Source organism: Collinsella sp. LCP19S3_C9 (assembly GCF_052121575.1).
Lineage (GTDB): Bacteria > Actinomycetota > Coriobacteriia > Coriobacteriales > Coriobacteriaceae > Collinsella.
In genome coordinates this window covers 69,444-84,692 of the sequence record NZ_JBQKDZ010000004.1, presented here as the reverse complement: position 1 = coordinate 84,692, position 15,249 = coordinate 69,444, and the positions used below count along the sequence as shown (strand labels likewise).

The following is a 15,249-nucleotide window of genomic DNA, read 5'->3' as shown; positions in this document are numbered from 1 at the left end:
ATGCATGGGAACTTATGCCGCGGGGCAGATGGCAAAAACGCGCGCGGGATATCCAACGCCATCGCGCACCTTGGGGAAGGTGCAGAAGATGACGGCGCCTGTGGCGGGAAGCTCGTCCAGATGGTCCATGACCTCAATCTGATAGCGGTCGACCGAGAGGATGTACTGCTCGCCGGGGTAGGGGTAGGCGTCCTCGCGTGTGGTCACGGATGCGGGGTCGGTGTCTGCCGGCTCGTGGCCGATAGCGCCGATGTTGCGCTCTTCTACAAGCCATTTGATGGCGTCGAGGTCCCAGCCGGGGTAGTGGGGCTGGCCGTCCTCGTCCTTGTTTTCGAGGTCGGCGAGCTTGGACCAGTCGGAGCGGAAGGCGACGAAAGCGTCCTCGGGAATGCGACCGTGCTCGCCCTCCCAAGCTTTGAGGTCATCGATAGTCAGGATAAAGTCGGGGTTTGCGGCGCACTCCTCGTGCTTATCGATCACGCAGAGCGGATGCATAAACTCGACGGGCTCGATCTCGCCGAGGGAGCGGCCGTCAACATGAAAGTGGCGCGGCGCATCGACGTGGGTGCCGTACTGCGAGGCGACCGAATACTGGAAGCAACGCATGGGCGCGAGCATATCTTCGGGCGTGCCGGGCAGGTAGTCGAAGAGCTTGGTGGACTCAAATGGCTTAAAGCCAAACCAGTGCGGGGTGTCGCACGAGAGCGTGTGGGTGAGGTCGATCCAGCGGTAATCGGTGCTTTTGAGCTGGGTGGCGAGGTTCCAAAGGTCGAGCGTGGGCATGGCTGGCTCCTTTCATCGGGCTTTTTGCTGATGTTAAAGGGGTGCCGTGACAGCTCGATTTCTGCTGCGTTACGATACGTTCTCGATTGCGATTCCGATGTGTTTCGGTGGCGTGACGGGTTTGTTTCGCCGCGTCAGAGCTTCGATGGGGGAGGAGGGGCCGTGCAGTATCGCGTTGACCCCAAAAGCGGTAACCGTATCTCGGCGTTGGGGCTGGGGTGCATGAGGTTTCCCGGTGCGCCGGGACGCCCCGATGCGAAGACAGCCGATACTATCATTTCCCGCGCCGTGGAGCAGGGGATAAATTACCTGGATACGGCTTATCTTTATCCCGGCAACGAGGCTTGCGTAGGCGCTTCGCTTGAGCGCTTGGGCCTGCGCGACCAGGTTTTGCTCGCGACCAAGCTGCCGCACGCCTCGTGCAAGTGCGCGGAGGATTTCGACCGTTTCTTTGATGAGCAGCTGCGCCGCCTGCGGACTGACCATATCGACTACTACCTCATGCACAACATTACCTCGCCCGCCCAGTGGGAACGCGTGGTGGCACTGGGTATCGAGGATTGGATTGTGCGCCAAAAGGCTGCGGGGCGTATTCGACGGATCGGTTTTTCGTACCACGGCAGTGCGGCGGACTTCCTCACGATGCTCGATGCTTATGAGTGGGACTTTTGCCAGATACAGTACAACTATGCCGGCGAGCGTTACCAAGCGGGAACGGCGGGGCTCATGGCCGCCGCCGAGCGAGGCCTCGCGGTGTTTGTGATGGAGCCGCTTTTGGGTGGACGCCTGGCGGGCAAGCTGCCGCCGCGGGCCCGCGCTGTGCTCGATAGCGCCCGTGACCCGCATTTGTGCACTCCTGCCGCTTGGGGGCTTTCGTGGGTGTGGAATCATCCTCAGGTGACGATGCTGCTTTCGGGTATGACCGATACCGCGCAGGTGGATGAGAACGCGGCGTTGGCCGATCGGGCCCTGCCGGATTCGATGACAGCTACTCAGCTCGATGCCATCGCGCACGTGCTGACGGAGTTTGAAAAATCGAATCGCGTGCCCTGCACGGGATGCGGCTATTGCATGCCGTGTCCTAAAGGCATCAATATTCCTGGGTGTTTTGCCGCCTACAACGCAAGCTATGCGCACAGCTGGTTTACGGGTCTATCGCAGTATTTTACGGCGAGCGCGGTGCGCACAAGCGAGCCCAAGTTGGTGAGCAATTGCGTCAAGTGCGGCAAATGCGCACGCCACTGCCCGCAACACATCGATATTCCCGAGCGTCTCGACGATGTGCGCCGACGTTTCCAGCCTGGCCCCGTGACGGCGGCGCTTAAGGCCTTCGGCAAAACGCGCTCCTCATGACCCTTTTATAACTTGCGGTGGAATAGTTCCTGTTTGCGGCAGAATAAGGCATCAACAGGAACTATTTCACCGTAACTGATGAGGGGGAGCTGGGGATGCTGACGATTGGGTGTCACCTATCCACGACGAAGGGCTATCGGGCGATGGGGGAGACGGCGCTATCCATTGGCGCCAATACCTTTGCATTCTTTACGCGCAACCCGCGCGGCGGCAAGGCGAAAGACCTTGACATTGATGACGTGGCGGCCCTGCGCGAGCTTATGGAACAAAACGATTTTGGTCCCCTCGTGGCCCATGCTCCGTATACCTATAACCCCTGCTCGGCCAAAGAGCGGGCGCGCGAGTTTGCCCTGGAGGCCATGGCTGAGGATCTGCAGCGTCTGGAAGCGCTGCCCGGTAACTACTACAATTTCCATCCCGGTGCGCATGTGGGACAGGGCTCCGACGCCGGCATTCAGATGATCGTCGACACCCTGTGCCAGGTGATGTTTGAGGGCCAACAGACGACGGTACTGCTCGAGACCATGGCTGGCAAGGGCACCGAGGTGGGCCGCAGCTTTGAGGAACTGGCGATCATCATCGAGGGCGTTGCTGACAGGCGCCCCGAGCTGTCGGCCAAGCTGGGCGTTTGCCTGGACACCTGCCATGTAAATGACGCCGGCTATGATATCGTCCAAGATCTTGACGGTGTGCTCGACGAGTTCGATCGTGTGGTGGGTATCGAGCGCCTGCGCGCTGTGCATATCAATGATTCCAAGAATCCCCGCGGTGCCCATAAGGACCGGCATGAGTGCATCGGCAAGGGTTACCTCGGCAGCGAGGAACTTGGCGGTGGAATGCAGGCTATGCAGAATATTGTATCGAATAGCCGCCTGCGATCATTGCCATTCATTTTGGAAACGCCGAACGAACTTGCAGGTTATGCAGCGGAAATTACGCTATTAAGGTCGTTGCAGCAGTAATGACTGTCACAAAGCGGAGTGTTCCATTCACGTTATGGGTTTGTTTCAATCAGTTTTCTAATTGCAGATTCTCTCACGCGGGTGCATAATAGCCCTCAGTTTTTGCAGGCCCCTGAATCACATGGGGCCATTGGAAGGAGACTGATTATGAAGCTGAAGAAGCTTGGCGCATTTGCCGCCACGGGCGCCATGGCGCTTGCCCTCGCACTGACGGGCTGCGGCTTGTCCAACGCCACCTCTGGTTCTGATGCCGGTTCCAGCAGCTCTGACGACGCTAAGGTCGAGAAGGTCGACGGCTCCAAGGAGTACGCACTCGTCAAGGACGGTACGCTGACCGTCGGCACCTCTGCCGAGTACGCTCCGTTTGAGTACAAGGATGACAACGGCGATTATCAGGGCTTTGACCTTGAGCTCATCAAGGCTATCGGCGACAAGCTGGGCCTGGATGTCGAGTACGTCAACAACGACTTCGACACGCTCGTCCCCGGCGTCGCTTCGGGCACCAAGTATGACGTCTCCATTGCGGCTATCACCGACACGCCCGAGCGTGAGAAGGAAGTCGCTTTCTCCGATTCCTACTACATGGACGATCAGGCTATCGTGACCAAGGTCGATAACACCGACATCACGGCCGACAATTACAGCGAGAAGCTCAACAACGCCGACGCTACCATCATCGTCCAGTCTGGCTCGACCGCCGAGGCCTTTGCCCAGGAGAACTTCCCCAAGGCCAAGATCGTCCCCTACAAGGACGCTACCGAGTGCTTCAGCGCCCTGCAGTCCGATAAGGGCGATGCCGTAGTCACCAACCGCTCCGTTGCCAGCCAGCTGACCGCCGAGCAGTTCAACACCTGCCACACGGTTAAACAGATCAGCACCGGCGAGGAGTACGCTATTGCCATCAACCAGGGCAATACCAAGCTCAAGGACGACATCAACCAGGCCATCAAGGACCTGACCGACGACGGCACCGTTGACGCCCTCATGGCTAAGTACAACATCAAGTAAACAGATACTTGATTGCGTGTGGGCCCTTTCCGTTTAGCGGAGAGGGCCTTTGCGCTTCTCTCGACGGAGAGTGTTTCCGTCTCTTTTGCCGGCAACTTCTACGATAGGAGCCACCTTGTCTCGACTGAACAAAGGGGCCGCTGAGCAGCGTTCTTCACTACCCGCCTTGCTCCAAAAGCTAGCCTGCGTCATGGCCGTGGCGCTCGCGCTGGTGTGCGTGGGGGCATCTGCGCCCTCGACTGCCCAAGCGCTTGAGACCGCAAAGATTACCGCCCGACCCAACACCGGTTCGGGCAGCGATGTGATCGGCGGCACCGAGACACGCATTACCTGGGAAGTTCAGGCCGACGCCGACGAGGAGCTGAGCGGTCTTTCGCTGACGTTTGTCGACGGCACGACGTTTGGTACCGATGACACGCGATTGACGATGCTCTCGGGCGAGGACCTCATGGATCGCACACCCATGAAGCCCACGTGCACGGCTGATGGCCAGACGCTCAAGATCGACTTTGGCGAGACGGCGCCTGCCGGCGGCTTTTTCCGTGTCGAGGTGTACGGCGTGACCTTCCCCGTCGAAGGCGGCGACGAGGCCTTTAGCGGCACCTATACGCTCGCCGACGGTTCGACCAAGAAGATTTCCAAGATTCCTTCCGTCGAGATTAAGGGCGTGACGGCCTTCGATAACTTCCAGGCCGATCTTAAGGAACAGCCGTGGGTCGAGGCTTGGAATTCCAATATGTTCCTGCGCCTGTTCTTGAACCCGGTCATTTTGGTCCAGAGCCTGCCGGTCGTATTTAAGGGCTTCCTTATGTCGCTCTCGATCGTGCTTGTGGCGTTTCCGCTGGCAATCCCCTTTGGCTTTGCCTTGTCGCTCATGCGCATCTCCAAGTCGCGCATCCTGCGCTGTCTTGCCGGCATCTACGTGAATATCATCCGCGGTACGCCGGCGTTCCTGCAGATCTATATCGCGTTCTTTGGCCTGCCACTTGCCGGCGTCAAGGTGGACGACTACGTCTTGGGCGTTATCGTCATGGCCATGAACTCGTCTGCGTACCTGTGCGAGATCTTCCGTGCCGGTATTCAGTCGATCCCCAAGGGCCAAAACGAGGCTGCCCGCTCGCTGGGCATGAATGCCTTCCAGACGTTGCTCTACGTTATGATTCCGCAGACGTTCCGCAATGTCCTGCCTACGCTGACCAGCGAGTTTATCCTGCTTTACAAGGATACGTCGCTGCTCGCCGCCGTGGGCGTGGTCGAGATCGTCATGAATGCCCGCACCATCGTGGCGACGACGGGCTCCATCACGCCGTATGTGGTTGCCGCCCTGTTCTATCTGGTCATTACCCTGCCGCTTGCGCGCTTGGTGAGCGGTCTTGAGGCGAGACTTCTGGGGACGGCCGAAACCAAAAAGAAGCGTCCCACCAAGAGCGCCGGACAGGTTGTCGCGACACCCGCCGATCATATTGCAGGTCTGTAAGGAGGTTCTATTATGAGCGAAACCAATAACTCGAACGAGGTCGTCGTCAGCATCAAGAATCTCCAGAAGGCCTTTGGCGATAACGTGGTCCTGCGCGACATCGATCTGGATGTGCACAAGGGTGAGGTCGTCGTGGTCCTGGGCCCCTCGGGCTCGGGCAAGTCGACGATGCTTCGCTGCATTAACCGTCTTGAGGAGCCCACGAGCGGCTCGATTGTCGTCGAGGGCGTGGATGTGTGCGCCAAGGGCGTCGACCTCAATAAGGTGCGTACGCACTTGGGCATGGTGTTTCAGCAGTTCAATCTGTTCCCGCACCTGTCGGTCAAAAAGAACGTCATGCTTGCGCAACAAAAGGTGCTCAAGCGCAGCAAGGAAGAGGCCGAGAAGATTGCCGTCGAGGAGCTGACCAAGGTCGGTCTGGCGGAGCGCATCGATTTTATGCCGAGCCAGCTTTCGGGCGGCCAGCAGCAGCGCGTGGCCATCGCCCGCGCCCTGTCGATGAATCCGCACGTGATGCTCTTTGACGAGGCTACGTCGGCGCTTGATCCCGAGCTCGTCCGCGACGTCCTTGGCGTCATGCGCGATCTTGCGCGTGACGGCATGACGATGATCGTGGTGACGCACGAGATGGGCTTTGCCCGCGACGTCGCCGACCGCGTCGTCTTTATGGACGGCGGCGTTATCGTGGAGGAGGGCACGCCGAGCGAGGTCTTCGACCATCCCAAGAGCGAGCGCACCAAGGCGTTTTTGGGCAACATCTCGTAGCTGCTTTATGTGGCTGACATAGCAGAAAACGGGGCTGGATTTGGATCCAGCCCCGTTTTTGTTGGGATGCGAATGTGTTTTGGTGCAGAGCCGCGTATGGGCGGAGCTTATCGCCGTTAGGCGAGCTCGGCTCCAAGGGCGCGACAGGCGGCCTCTGCCTCATCGTCGGGGGCGTCGTAACAGATGACGGAATCGACGACGTTGACGCCGGCCTCGTCGGCGTCCGCCTTCCAGTTGTCCATCCATTCGCTCTCGGCCCAAGAATAGGAGCCAAAGAGGACGACCTTCTTGTCGCCGAGGGTCTCCTTGACTTCGTCCCACATCGGCTGAAACTCATCGTACTCGAGCTCCTCGGAGCCCATGGCGGGGCAGCCGAAGGCGAGGGCGTCATAGCCGCCGGCTTATTTTTTGGATTCCGGCGTATTGTCGCATCGACGCATGGCACATGCTGTTGCGGCGATGGGGCGGGCAGAAAGAAGATCAAGAGGGTCGCGGTCGCGGACACCGATGTGTCTCACTATCCCTATAGCGATGAACTGCTTATTGGCGGTATGAGCTGCCGCGGCTGCGCGCAAAATGTGACGAACGCCCTCAATGCTCTCGATGGCATTTGGGCTACGGTGACGTATACAGACCACACGGCGTGCATCCGTTCTAAAAACCCGATCGATCGTGAGGTGCTTGAGGCTGCCGTGAGGGATGCGGGCTATTACGTCATAAAGCCGTAGGGCCGGGCGTACGCTTGCGCTTAGGCTCGGCCGCGCAGCTCGATGTCTTGGATATCGTCGAAGCCGATGGCGATGTCTCGGAGTTTGAGCAGCTTGAACGCGGGGAGCACTTCGTCGAGAATGCCGGTGCGGCTACGATAGCCGTATGTATCGTAATAAGTGACGCGCACCAAGTCGCCGCGTTTGAGGCCCTCGAGCTTTTTTGAAAGCTCGAGGGCTTTTTCTTCCGTGAGTTCGCATTTGGGCTCAACAGAGATCTCTTGTTTGCGCACGAGCTCGTAGTATCCCGTGAGGGCGGCAAAGGGCATAAACTGCGCGGCGCGGTTGGCGCGAACGGCACCGTTAGCGGTGAGCTTGGGGTCGGCGGCGCGACGCCTTCCATCGGGGTCCGCCAGGCGTTCAAAAGGCGTCGGTGGCCGCATCGGCTGTTGTTGGGACTTAGGCACGATGTCCTCCTACCTGATCGTTGCGTTCGCGTGCGGTGGCGCCGGCGGTAAAGCTTAATCCCTTGACCAGGGCGTTCTTGCCGTACTTGCCCTTCACGGCCAGAACGGCGCGGGCCAGGTCGCGCTCGCGTTCATCGGCCTTAACATCGCTAAACAGATCGATGGTGGCAAATTCCTCGGGCATGAGGTTGCCAAAGCCCAAATTGATGCGCTTGACCGGTCGTTTGGGATCGACGGTCTGCGCCCAGAGCTCATCGAAATAGCCCATGATCTTCTTAAACGAATTGGTGCGCTCGGGCAGCTTGCGCGAAGCGTTAGAGTGCGCAAAGAGCGCGGCATAGCCGCCACGCGGTTTGCCGCCATGCTCTCCCACAAAGATGCCGTCGATTGCCTGTGCCTCGCGCACCAGACGGCGTCGTTCGTCATCGCGCTGGACGGGCTTGGGTGCACGGGGTGCGAGCTCGGGGCCGGCGGTTGCGGCGGGTTCGATGCTCGACGTGCTCGAACGCAAATGTCCGCATCCGTCTACATATTGCGCTGTGCCGCTGGCGTCGAGGCGGCGTATGTCGGCGCGCTCGCTCGCGTAGCCCACAAAGAGCGAGATGCTGTCGCAGACCACGTGCTTATCGACCAAGTCCAGTACGGCGTTGTCGACCATCTCGCGCAAGACGGTGTAGGCCTGCTCGTAGGCATAACCCTTCGAGAGCACTTGTCCTGTGGTGGTTGAAGTTGCCTGCGGGCGATAGGCCTGAATATCGGCGATAGTTGTCGGCTCGCGCCCAAAGGCGTGGTCGATGAGATACTCGGCATTGACGCCGAGTTCGTCGTAAAGCAGGTTTTCGTCGAGCGCGGCGACACCCATCAGATCGTATGCCCCGTACTTTTCGAGGCGAGCTGCCACGCCGGGGCCGATACCCCAGATATCGGTGATGGGGCGATGGGGCCAAATCTCCTTGCGAAAGGTCTCGTCGTCGAGTATACCGATGCGGCTGGGTACGTGCTTAGCGGTAATGTCGAGCGCCACCTTGGCCTGGAATAGGTTGGGGCCGATGCCGACTGTCGCCGTGATGCCGGTGCGCGCGAGGACCTCATCGCGCAGCATGCAGGCAAAGCTTTTGGCATTGGTATGGTAGAGCTCTAGATAGGGTGTCACGTCGATAAAGCACTCGTCAATTGAGTAGACGTGAACGTCTTGCGGACTGACGTATTCCAGGTAGATACCGTAGATCTGCGCCGACACCTCCATGTAGTGCTGCATGCGCGGTACGGCCTTGATGTAGTCGATGCCGTCGGGAATCTCAAACAGGCGACAGCGGTTGTGTATCCCGAGGTCTTTCATGGCCTGGGTAATGGCGAGGCAGATGGTCGTACGCCCGCGTGATTCGTCGGCAACGACCAGGTGGGTGGTGAGCGGATCGAGCCCGCGGTCGACGCACTCGACGCTGGCGTAAAACGTCTTGAGGTCGATGCAGATATAGGTGTGACGCCCGTGCCCCACGCGTCCTCCCATCAAACACATGTTCTTATCGAATGCATGTTCGATAATACCCGCTCGTCCGGACATCGTCAAAACCTGCCAAAAAGGGACAGGTTTATTTTGGTAGGTAAAACGCTTGACCGACCAAAACAAACCTGTCCCTTTTTGGCAGGTATGGTCGGGCGGTTGTATCGGGTTTTAACGCAGCTCTAAAGAGCGCGAAACAGCCCGGAAAACCTCGCTTCGTAGCATGAGCCTAACGATCGATACCACCATAAAGCACGGAAGGGTTGTGGGGATAATGGTCAACTATGGGTTTGGTATGCCGACGCGCCTTGTTGCGGATGGAGACGTGGCTCGCTGGTGTGGACGATTGGTCGCTCACTACGGCGGCACCAAGGCGCTGGTGGTGCTGGGTGGCGACAAACATACGCGCGATGAGCTTGTCTCGGCGGCGCTCGGCTCGCTTGACCGAGCTCTGCTCGAGCGCGTGCTTTTTCGTTGCGGCTCGGTTGAGGGCGACGGGGGAGACGAGCTGATCGACGAAGCTGTGGCCCTGGCGACCGACGAAGGCGTGGACTTTGTCCTGGCGATCGGCGATGCCGATACTGCTGGCTTTGCGCGCGAACTCGCGCGTCGCATGGCGGCGCTCGATGCCGGCGAAGACGGTTTTGTCCCTTATGGATGTATTGTCTCGGAGGGCAAAGTGCCTGCCGTCGTGGGGGCCGGTGAGGTTCCCGTTTTTGCCATCATCGCGCCCGAACTGCTTGAGGGCATTGGGTCTCCTCTGCGTGAGCTGCTCGGCAGCGTGTGCGCCGCGGCCTAATGTCTGCCATAAAGAGATGGGCTATTTTTGGTAGGTAAAGCGTTTGACCTGCCAAAATAAACCTGTCCCTTTTTGGTCGGTCGCCGTTTGGGGGCGGATTGGCAACGCTCGCTGATTACGGTCTTGACCTGCGCTAGAATAGGAGCATCTGATTATCCGGGCGCATGGAGGTTTGCGCCCGTATGTTGAGGAGGACTTTATGGCAACTGTTGCCGCACCTATCGACGCTACGTCGACCGCCGCTTGGAAGGCGCTCGAGGCTCATCAGGAGAAGCTCGAGGCCGAAGGTATCGACCTCAAGGCCTGGTTCGCTGCCGATGCAGAGCGCGTGAACAAGCTGAGCTTTGACGCCGGTGACCTGCACTTCGACCTGTCAAAGAACCTGGTGACCGATGAGACCGTCAAGCTGCTGTGCGATCTTGCCCGCGAGGTGAAGCTCGAGGAGCGCCGCGACGCCATGTTCTCCGGCGAGCACATCAACACCACCGAGGACCGCGCCGTCCTGCACACCGCGCTGCGCCGCCCGGCAACCGAGAAGGGCCAGCTCATCGTCGACGGCCAGGACGTCGTCGCCGACGTGCACGAGGTCCTCGACCGCATGTACGCCTTTGCCGAGCGCGTGCGCTCCGGTGAGTGGAAGGGCGTTACCGGCAAGAAGATCGAGCATCTGGTGTCCATCGGCATCGGCGGCTCCGACCTGGGCCCGGTCATGGCTTACGAGGCTCTGCGCCCCTATGCCGACGCCGGTATCGACTGCCGCTATATCTCCAATATCGACCCCAACGATCAGGCAGAGAAGCTCAAGGGCCTGGATCCCGAGACCACGCTCGTGATTATCGTCTCCAAGACCTTCACCACACTCGAGACCCTCACCAACGCTCGCGAGGTCAAGACCTGGATGCTCGAGCAGCTCAAGGCTCAGGGTGCCATCGACGGCACCGATGAGCAGAACGCCGAGGCCGTGGCCAAGCACTTCGTTGCCGTTTCCACCGCACTCGACAAGGTCGAGGCCTTCGGTATCGACCCCGCTAACGCCTTTGGTTTCTGGAACTGGGTCGGCGGCCGCTATTCCGTCGACTCCGCCGTGGGTCTGTCGCTGATCGTCGTGCTCGGTCCCGAGCGCTTCCAGCAGTTCCTCGAGGGTTTCCACGCCATCGACGAGTACTTCTGCAATACCCCGCTCGAGAACAACGCCGTCGCGCTGATGGGCCTGCTCAACGTCTGGTACGTCAACTTCTTCGGTTCCAAGAGCCACGCCGTGCTGCCGTACTGCCAGTACCTGCACCGCTTCCCGGCCTATCTGCAGCAGCTCACCATGGAGTCCAACGGCAAGCACGTCCGCTGGGACGGCAGCGCCGTGACCTCCGACACCGGTGAGATCTTCTGGGGCGAGCCCGGCACCAACGGTCAGCACGCCTTCTACCAGCTGCTGCACCAGGGCACCGTGGTGGTCCCGGCCGATTTCATCGCCTTCGCCAACACTGCCAACCCCGCAACCGACAGCGGCCAGGATGTTCACGAGCTGTTCCTGGGCAACTTCCTGGCCCAGACCAAGGCACTCGCCTTTGGTAAGACGGCCGATGAGGTGCGCGCCGAGGGCACGCCCGAGCAGATCGTCCCGGCCCGCTGCTTTGAGGGCAACCGTCCGACGACCTCGATCTTCGGCGATACGTTGACCCCGTTCGCACTCGGCGAGCTCATCGCCCTGTACGAGCACATCACGTTTGTCGAGGGCACGGTCTGGGGCATCGACTCCTACGACCAGTGGGGCGTCGAGCTGGGCAAGCAGCTTGCCAAGCAGATTACCCCGGCCTTCCACGACGACGCCGCCAAGGCCGAGCAGGACGCTTCGACCCAGGCACTCATCGAGTTCTACCGCGCTCACCGCAAGTAGTCTTTACGGCCGAGTTGGCTTATGACTGAAAGGGGCCCGTATCCGTTGGGATGCGGGCCCCTTTGCTATTTGAGTGGGCATGAGGGCGTATTGAGGGGGGGGATGTCTTGCAGTCGGCATCCGCGTACGGTGCCATTCGCTGTCCGTAAATATACGTCTACAGCTAATTTCATACCACTTGCCGGAATGCGGACGCTGTCCTTGCATGTCGGGCGTATATTGAACGTGGTTTTTCGCGTGAAACCACGAATCGGTTGTCAGCCCTGAACAAGGAGGCTCAGCATGACGCTTGCCAAACCCATCAATAAATACATCGACTATATCGATGCCCCCGAGGACACGTTTGAGCAGTATGTCGAGAAGGCGCTAAAGTACAACTTTCGCTGCGTATTTGCGAACCTGCAGGAGTACGAGACGGGCCGCGCCATGCTCGAGGGCTCTGACATCATCCTTGCCGGCGCTATCGACTTTCCCCAGGGCACTATGACGCTTGAGGAGAAGCTTGCGAGGTTTGAGGAATACGCTGCGTGTGGCTTTACCGAGATTGACTATGTTTTGAATCAGGGGTCGATCGAGAACCGCGATTTTGATGCCATCGAGCGCGAGATGACTGCCGTTGCTGATTTTTGTCGCGCGCATGGCATCACTGACAAGGTAATCGTTGAGATGTGCAAGCTGGACGGCGACGACGCCGCCAAGCGCCGTGTATGCGAGATCGCGCTGGAGGCCAAGCCGGGATTCCTTAAGACATCGACCGGCAGAAGCTTTGGCGGTGCTAAGCTCGAGGACGTGCGGCTGATGCACGAGGTGCTCGGCGATGCCGTGGCAATCAAGGCGGCGGGCGGTATCCATAATTACGAAGAGGCTTGCGCATTCATCGAGGCCGGCGCCAGCGCGTTAGGTGCATCGGCGGGCATCGCGATCGTCGAGGGCGCACCGACGGATGAGCGTCGCTAGCAGACGTATTTGACCTGAGCGATAAAGCTTCACGACCACACGCTGTTCATGTTCGGGACAATATGGCTTTTTACCCGTTGCAGACAGAGCCGCAGTAGGTGTTCTGTATGATGACTCAGACAAGGTTGTTCAATGACAGGGAGGCTTATATGGCAATCAAAGCCATCGCAATGGATATCGACGGTACGCTCACCAACGACCAAAAGGTCATCAGCCCGCGTACGCGCGAGAAGCTGCTCGCGGCGCAGGAGTCGGGCATTAAGCTCATTTTGGCTTCGGGCCGTCCCGCATGGGGGCTGCACGCCTTGGCGCAGGAGCTCGACCTTCATAACCATGACGGTCTGCTGGTGGCCTTTAATGGCGCGCATGTGGTCGACGCTCAGACCGATGAGGTCCTTTTTGACCAGGCCATGCCGGCTGACGAACTGCACCGTCTGATTGATCATCTGCGTAATTTCGACGTGATTCCTATGATTTCGCTCGGTCGCGATCTGCATGTCGAGGATTCGTACCGCTGCATGATTACGCTGCCGGATGGCTCGCAGAAAAACATCGTCAAATACGAGCGCGACGCGTGCGATCTTAAGATTCGCGAGGTGGAGAGCCTGCATGAGGTCGTGGACACTTATCCCGTGGACAAGCTGCTCACTGCGGGCGACCCGGCCTATCTGCAAGCGCATTACGAGGAGATGTACGCGCCCTTTACCCAGACGCTTTCGGGTATGTTTACGGCCGACTGGTATTTTGAGTTTACGGCTCCCGGTATCGACAAGGCCCGCGCGCTCGAGGGTGCCCTGCCCAAGCTCGGCATCGATGCCAGCGAGGTCGTCTCGTTTGGCGACGGCCAGAACGACAAGTCCATGATTGAGTGGGCCGGCACCGGTGTTGCCATGGGCAACGCGGTTGACGAGGTTAAGGCCGTGGCCCAGATGGTGACTGCCAATAACAACGAAGACGGCATTGCGGTGGCGCTGGATAAGCTGCTGGGTTAGAATCGCCGATTAATGCATGGTTCGGGCGCCTGCTTACAGGCGCCCTTTTGTTAGGGAGGGTGCCGTGTCCGCATTTCCGTTCGACGCCGTTATCTTTGACATGGACGGCGTCATTGTCGATACCGAGTATTACTACCTGGGCGAGACTGCCGCGTTTGCCAAGGAGCTTGGGCTTAACCTGACTCAAGAGGAGTTGAATGGGCAGATCGGTACCTCACATCAGTTCTTCCTGCATATGCTGGTCGATTGGTTTGAGCGCGCCGGTAAGGGGCATTTCACTGGCGAGGAAGCGTTGGCCCGTTGGGACGAGTGGGCGCATAAGCGTCCGCGCGACTATCAGGCTTTGATTAACCCAGGCGCCGTGGATACGATTCGAGAGCTGCCGCGCCGCGGCGTTCGCGTGGCGCTTGCCAGCTCGTCTCCCATGGATAGCATCGAGGAAGTGCTCAATGCGTGCGGGCTGTCGGATGCCTTTGAGTATGTGGTGAGCGGCGAGCAGTTTAAGGAGAGCAAGCCCGAGCCCGACATCTACCTGCATGCGCTGGACCTGCTGGGACTTCCCGCGAATCGCTGCTGCTGCGTTGAGGATTCGGTGCCTGGTATCACTGCCGGCAAGCGAGCCGGCCTGACGGTCATTGCCAAGCGCGAGGAACGCTTCGGCTTTAGCCAAGATGCCGCGGACAAGATTATCGACCAGCTGCCGGAGCTGCTGGAGCTTGCGTAGGACTTGGACGGCACGTCTACCGTCATAATGGTATCGTTGTCGTCTTTTTGCCCAGAGGGGTTAGCGAAGGCCAAAAACAGAGTGCGCATTTGTTAAAACTGCCGATTCGATGCGCTTTGCGTCACAATTATTGAGCGAGGCGATGCGCATCGAGGTCCTTGTGAGCGATTTGAAGAGCGACTGCGCGCTTGTTTCTGTGTTTGCCTCCGCTGGTGCATCGGTCTCGAGTAGTAAACGATCGAGTGGAATCTGTCGTGCGTATTCGCGTCCTCGTTTAGACGCGAGCATGCGTTCGTTGACAGAAAAATAGCAGCCCACATTACGCGCGCGGACGAGCTCGTCCGAAGTACCGCTAAACCAGTGGAAGATGATGGCGGGGGAGTCAGAGTTTGGGATGAGTAGACCATGCGATTCGAGGACGTTCAGTACGGTTCCTGCCGAACGAACGGCGTGAATTGATATCACGCGCCCGGTAAGAGGATACTGCACGAGCGTATCGCAGAGCCGGTCAAGTGCCTGTATTTGTAGCGGTTCGCTTCCGGCGAAGCGCGCGGAAAAGTCGAGTCCGACTTCGCCGATATAGCGCTCTTGGGCAGCAACTTTGCAAAGCAGATTGACTTCGGCAGGACCGCAGCGGCCGTCGGCGAGCCACCAAGGATGGAGGCCAACGCCCGCGATAATGTTTGGGTAACGGCTGGCCCGCTTTTTTGCTGCCGCGAAGTCGCGTGGGTCGACCCCGCAATCAAAGACCCCCAGCCCTATAGCCGCAGTTTCGTCGGCAACAGCATTCGGGTAAGCCATCAAATCAAGATGGCAGTGTGCATCAAATAACCGGGGCTCCATCTCGGCGCACTCCG

The 15,249-nt window shown here is 59.2% G+C and carries 16 protein-coding genes; 11 read left to right on the top strand and 5 right to left on the bottom strand.

Annotated elements, in window-relative coordinates:
- Positions 1 to 12: 12 nt before the first annotated feature.
- A complete protein-coding gene (locus ACTQXI_RS03110; protein ID WP_441048582.1) occupies positions 13 to 783 on the bottom strand; it encodes a cyclase family protein in 771 nt (256 codons plus the stop codon).
- A gap of 162 nt (positions 784 to 945) precedes the next feature.
- On the opposite strand from ACTQXI_RS03110, the gene ACTQXI_RS03105 reads away from it, so the two are divergent.
- The 5 genes from ACTQXI_RS03105 to ACTQXI_RS03085 all read left to right on the top strand — a co-directional run bounded on the left by ACTQXI_RS03105 (position 946) and on the right by ACTQXI_RS03085 (position 6,348).
- Entirely contained in the window at positions 946 to 2,136 is a 1,191-nt protein-coding gene (locus ACTQXI_RS03105; RefSeq protein ID WP_441548310.1) for an aldo/keto reductase, read from the top strand.
- A 95-nt stretch (positions 2,137 to 2,231) separates the two neighbouring features.
- Positions 2,232 to 3,098: a deoxyribonuclease IV gene (locus tag ACTQXI_RS03100; protein WP_441548309.1), complete on the top strand. Its 867-nt coding sequence runs from the start codon at positions 2,232 to 2,234 to the stop codon at positions 3,096 to 3,098.
- Between the two features lie 147 nt (positions 3,099 to 3,245).
- On the top strand, positions 3,246 to 4,106 hold the full coding sequence (locus tag ACTQXI_RS03095) for an ABC transporter substrate-binding protein (RefSeq protein ID WP_441548308.1): 861 nt from the start codon (positions 3,246 to 3,248) through the stop codon (positions 4,104 to 4,106).
- A 166-nt stretch (positions 4,107 to 4,272) separates the two neighbouring features.
- A complete protein-coding gene (locus tag ACTQXI_RS03090; protein WP_441548307.1) occupies positions 4,273 to 5,583 on the top strand; it encodes an ABC transporter permease subunit in 1,311 nt (436 codons plus the stop codon).
- Between the two features lie 12 nt (positions 5,584 to 5,595).
- Positions 5,596 to 6,348, top strand: a complete 753-nt coding sequence (locus tag ACTQXI_RS03085) for an amino acid ABC transporter ATP-binding protein (RefSeq protein ID WP_022094423.1) — start codon at positions 5,596 to 5,598, stop codon at positions 6,346 to 6,348.
- A 116-nt stretch (positions 6,349 to 6,464) separates the two neighbouring features.
- Here ACTQXI_RS03085 and ACTQXI_RS03080 read toward each other — a convergent pair whose 3' ends face one another.
- Entirely contained in the window at positions 6,465 to 6,710 is a 246-nt protein-coding gene (locus ACTQXI_RS03080; protein ID WP_441548306.1) for a hypothetical protein, read from the bottom strand.
- A 147-nt stretch (positions 6,711 to 6,857) separates the two neighbouring features.
- Here ACTQXI_RS03080 and ACTQXI_RS03075 point away from each other — a divergent pair, with 147 nt between their 5' ends.
- Entirely contained in the window at positions 6,858 to 7,076 is a 219-nt protein-coding gene (locus ACTQXI_RS03075) for a heavy-metal-associated domain-containing protein (RefSeq protein WP_427718562.1), read from the top strand.
- 20 nt (positions 7,077 to 7,096) lie between these two features.
- On the opposite strand, the gene ACTQXI_RS03070 is transcribed toward ACTQXI_RS03075, so the two are convergent.
- Positions 7,097 to 7,522, bottom strand: a complete 426-nt coding sequence (locus ACTQXI_RS03070; RefSeq protein ID WP_441548305.1) for a hypothetical protein — start codon at positions 7,520 to 7,522, stop codon at positions 7,097 to 7,099.
- The gene (locus ACTQXI_RS03065) at positions 7,515 to 9,032 is read right to left on the bottom strand and encodes a Y-family DNA polymerase (protein WP_441548304.1); all 1,518 of its coding nucleotides are present in this window, start codon (positions 9,030 to 9,032) and stop codon (positions 7,515 to 7,517) included. Before ACTQXI_RS03065 ends, ACTQXI_RS03070 begins: the two co-directional genes overlap by 8 nt.
- 289 nt (positions 9,033 to 9,321) lie before the next feature.
- Here ACTQXI_RS03065 and ACTQXI_RS03060 point away from each other — a divergent pair, with 289 nt between their 5' ends.
- The 5 genes from ACTQXI_RS03060 to ACTQXI_RS03040 all read left to right on the top strand — a co-directional run bounded on the left by ACTQXI_RS03060 (position 9,322) and on the right by ACTQXI_RS03040 (position 14,392).
- The gene (locus ACTQXI_RS03060) at positions 9,322 to 9,825 is read left to right on the top strand and encodes an iron-containing alcohol dehydrogenase (protein WP_427718555.1); all 504 of its coding nucleotides are present in this window, start codon (positions 9,322 to 9,324) and stop codon (positions 9,823 to 9,825) included.
- Positions 9,826 to 10,024: 199 nt separating this feature from the next.
- Positions 10,025 to 11,719: a glucose-6-phosphate isomerase gene (pgi, locus tag ACTQXI_RS03055; protein WP_441548303.1), complete on the top strand. Its 1,695-nt coding sequence runs from the start codon at positions 10,025 to 10,027 to the stop codon at positions 11,717 to 11,719.
- A gap of 282 nt (positions 11,720 to 12,001) precedes the next feature.
- Positions 12,002 to 12,676 (top strand): deoxyribose-phosphate aldolase, encoded by a 675-nt coding sequence (deoC, locus tag ACTQXI_RS03050; RefSeq protein WP_441015806.1) that lies wholly within the window; start codon positions 12,002 to 12,004, stop codon positions 12,674 to 12,676.
- Positions 12,677 to 12,825: 149 nt separating this feature from the next.
- Complete coding sequence (locus ACTQXI_RS03045; RefSeq protein ID WP_441548302.1) at positions 12,826 to 13,668, top strand: Cof-type HAD-IIB family hydrolase; 843 nt, start codon at positions 12,826 to 12,828, stop codon at positions 13,666 to 13,668.
- A 64-nt stretch (positions 13,669 to 13,732) separates the two neighbouring features.
- Positions 13,733 to 14,392 (top strand): HAD family hydrolase, encoded by a 660-nt coding sequence (locus ACTQXI_RS03040; RefSeq protein WP_441548301.1) that lies wholly within the window; start codon positions 13,733 to 13,735, stop codon positions 14,390 to 14,392.
- 60 nt (positions 14,393 to 14,452) lie between these two features.
- Here ACTQXI_RS03040 and ACTQXI_RS03035 read toward each other — a convergent pair whose 3' ends face one another.
- Positions 14,453 to 15,235: a TatD family hydrolase gene (locus ACTQXI_RS03035; RefSeq protein WP_441548300.1), complete on the bottom strand. Its 783-nt coding sequence runs from the start codon at positions 15,233 to 15,235 to the stop codon at positions 14,453 to 14,455.
- Positions 15,236 to 15,249 lie beyond the last annotated feature (14 nt).

Excerpts from the sequence above, each read along its gene's own strand:
- pgi (WP_441548303.1), top strand. The coding sequence starts at position 10,025 with ATGGCAACTGTTGCCGCACCTATCGACGCTACGTCGACCGCCGCTTGG.
- ACTQXI_RS03045 (WP_441548302.1), top strand. The coding sequence starts at position 12,826 with ATGGCAATCAAAGCCATCGCAATGGATATCGACGGTACGCTCACCAAC.
- deoC (WP_441015806.1), top strand. The coding sequence starts at position 12,002 with ATGACGCTTGCCAAACCCATCAATAAATACATCGACTATATCGATGCC.
- ACTQXI_RS03065 (WP_441548304.1), bottom strand. The coding sequence starts at position 9,032 with ATGGGAGGACGCGTGGGGCACGGGCGTCACACCTATATCTGCATCGAC.
- ACTQXI_RS03095 (WP_441548308.1), top strand. The coding sequence starts at position 3,246 with ATGAAGCTGAAGAAGCTTGGCGCATTTGCCGCCACGGGCGCCATGGCG.
- ACTQXI_RS03085 (WP_022094423.1), top strand. The coding sequence starts at position 5,596 with ATGAGCGAAACCAATAACTCGAACGAGGTCGTCGTCAGCATCAAGAAT.
- ACTQXI_RS03100 (WP_441548309.1), top strand. The coding sequence starts at position 2,232 with ATGCTGACGATTGGGTGTCACCTATCCACGACGAAGGGCTATCGGGCG.
- ACTQXI_RS03110 (WP_441048582.1), bottom strand. The coding sequence starts at position 783 with ATGCCCACGCTCGACCTTTGGAACCTCGCCACCCAGCTCAAAAGCACC.
- ACTQXI_RS03080 (WP_441548306.1), bottom strand. The coding sequence starts at position 6,710 with ATGGGCTCCGAGGAGCTCGAGTACGATGAGTTTCAGCCGATGTGGGAC.
- ACTQXI_RS03035 (WP_441548300.1), bottom strand. The coding sequence starts at position 15,235 with ATGGAGCCCCGGTTATTTGATGCACACTGCCATCTTGATTTGATGGCT.
- ACTQXI_RS03060 (WP_427718555.1), top strand. The coding sequence starts at position 9,322 with ATGCCGACGCGCCTTGTTGCGGATGGAGACGTGGCTCGCTGGTGTGGA.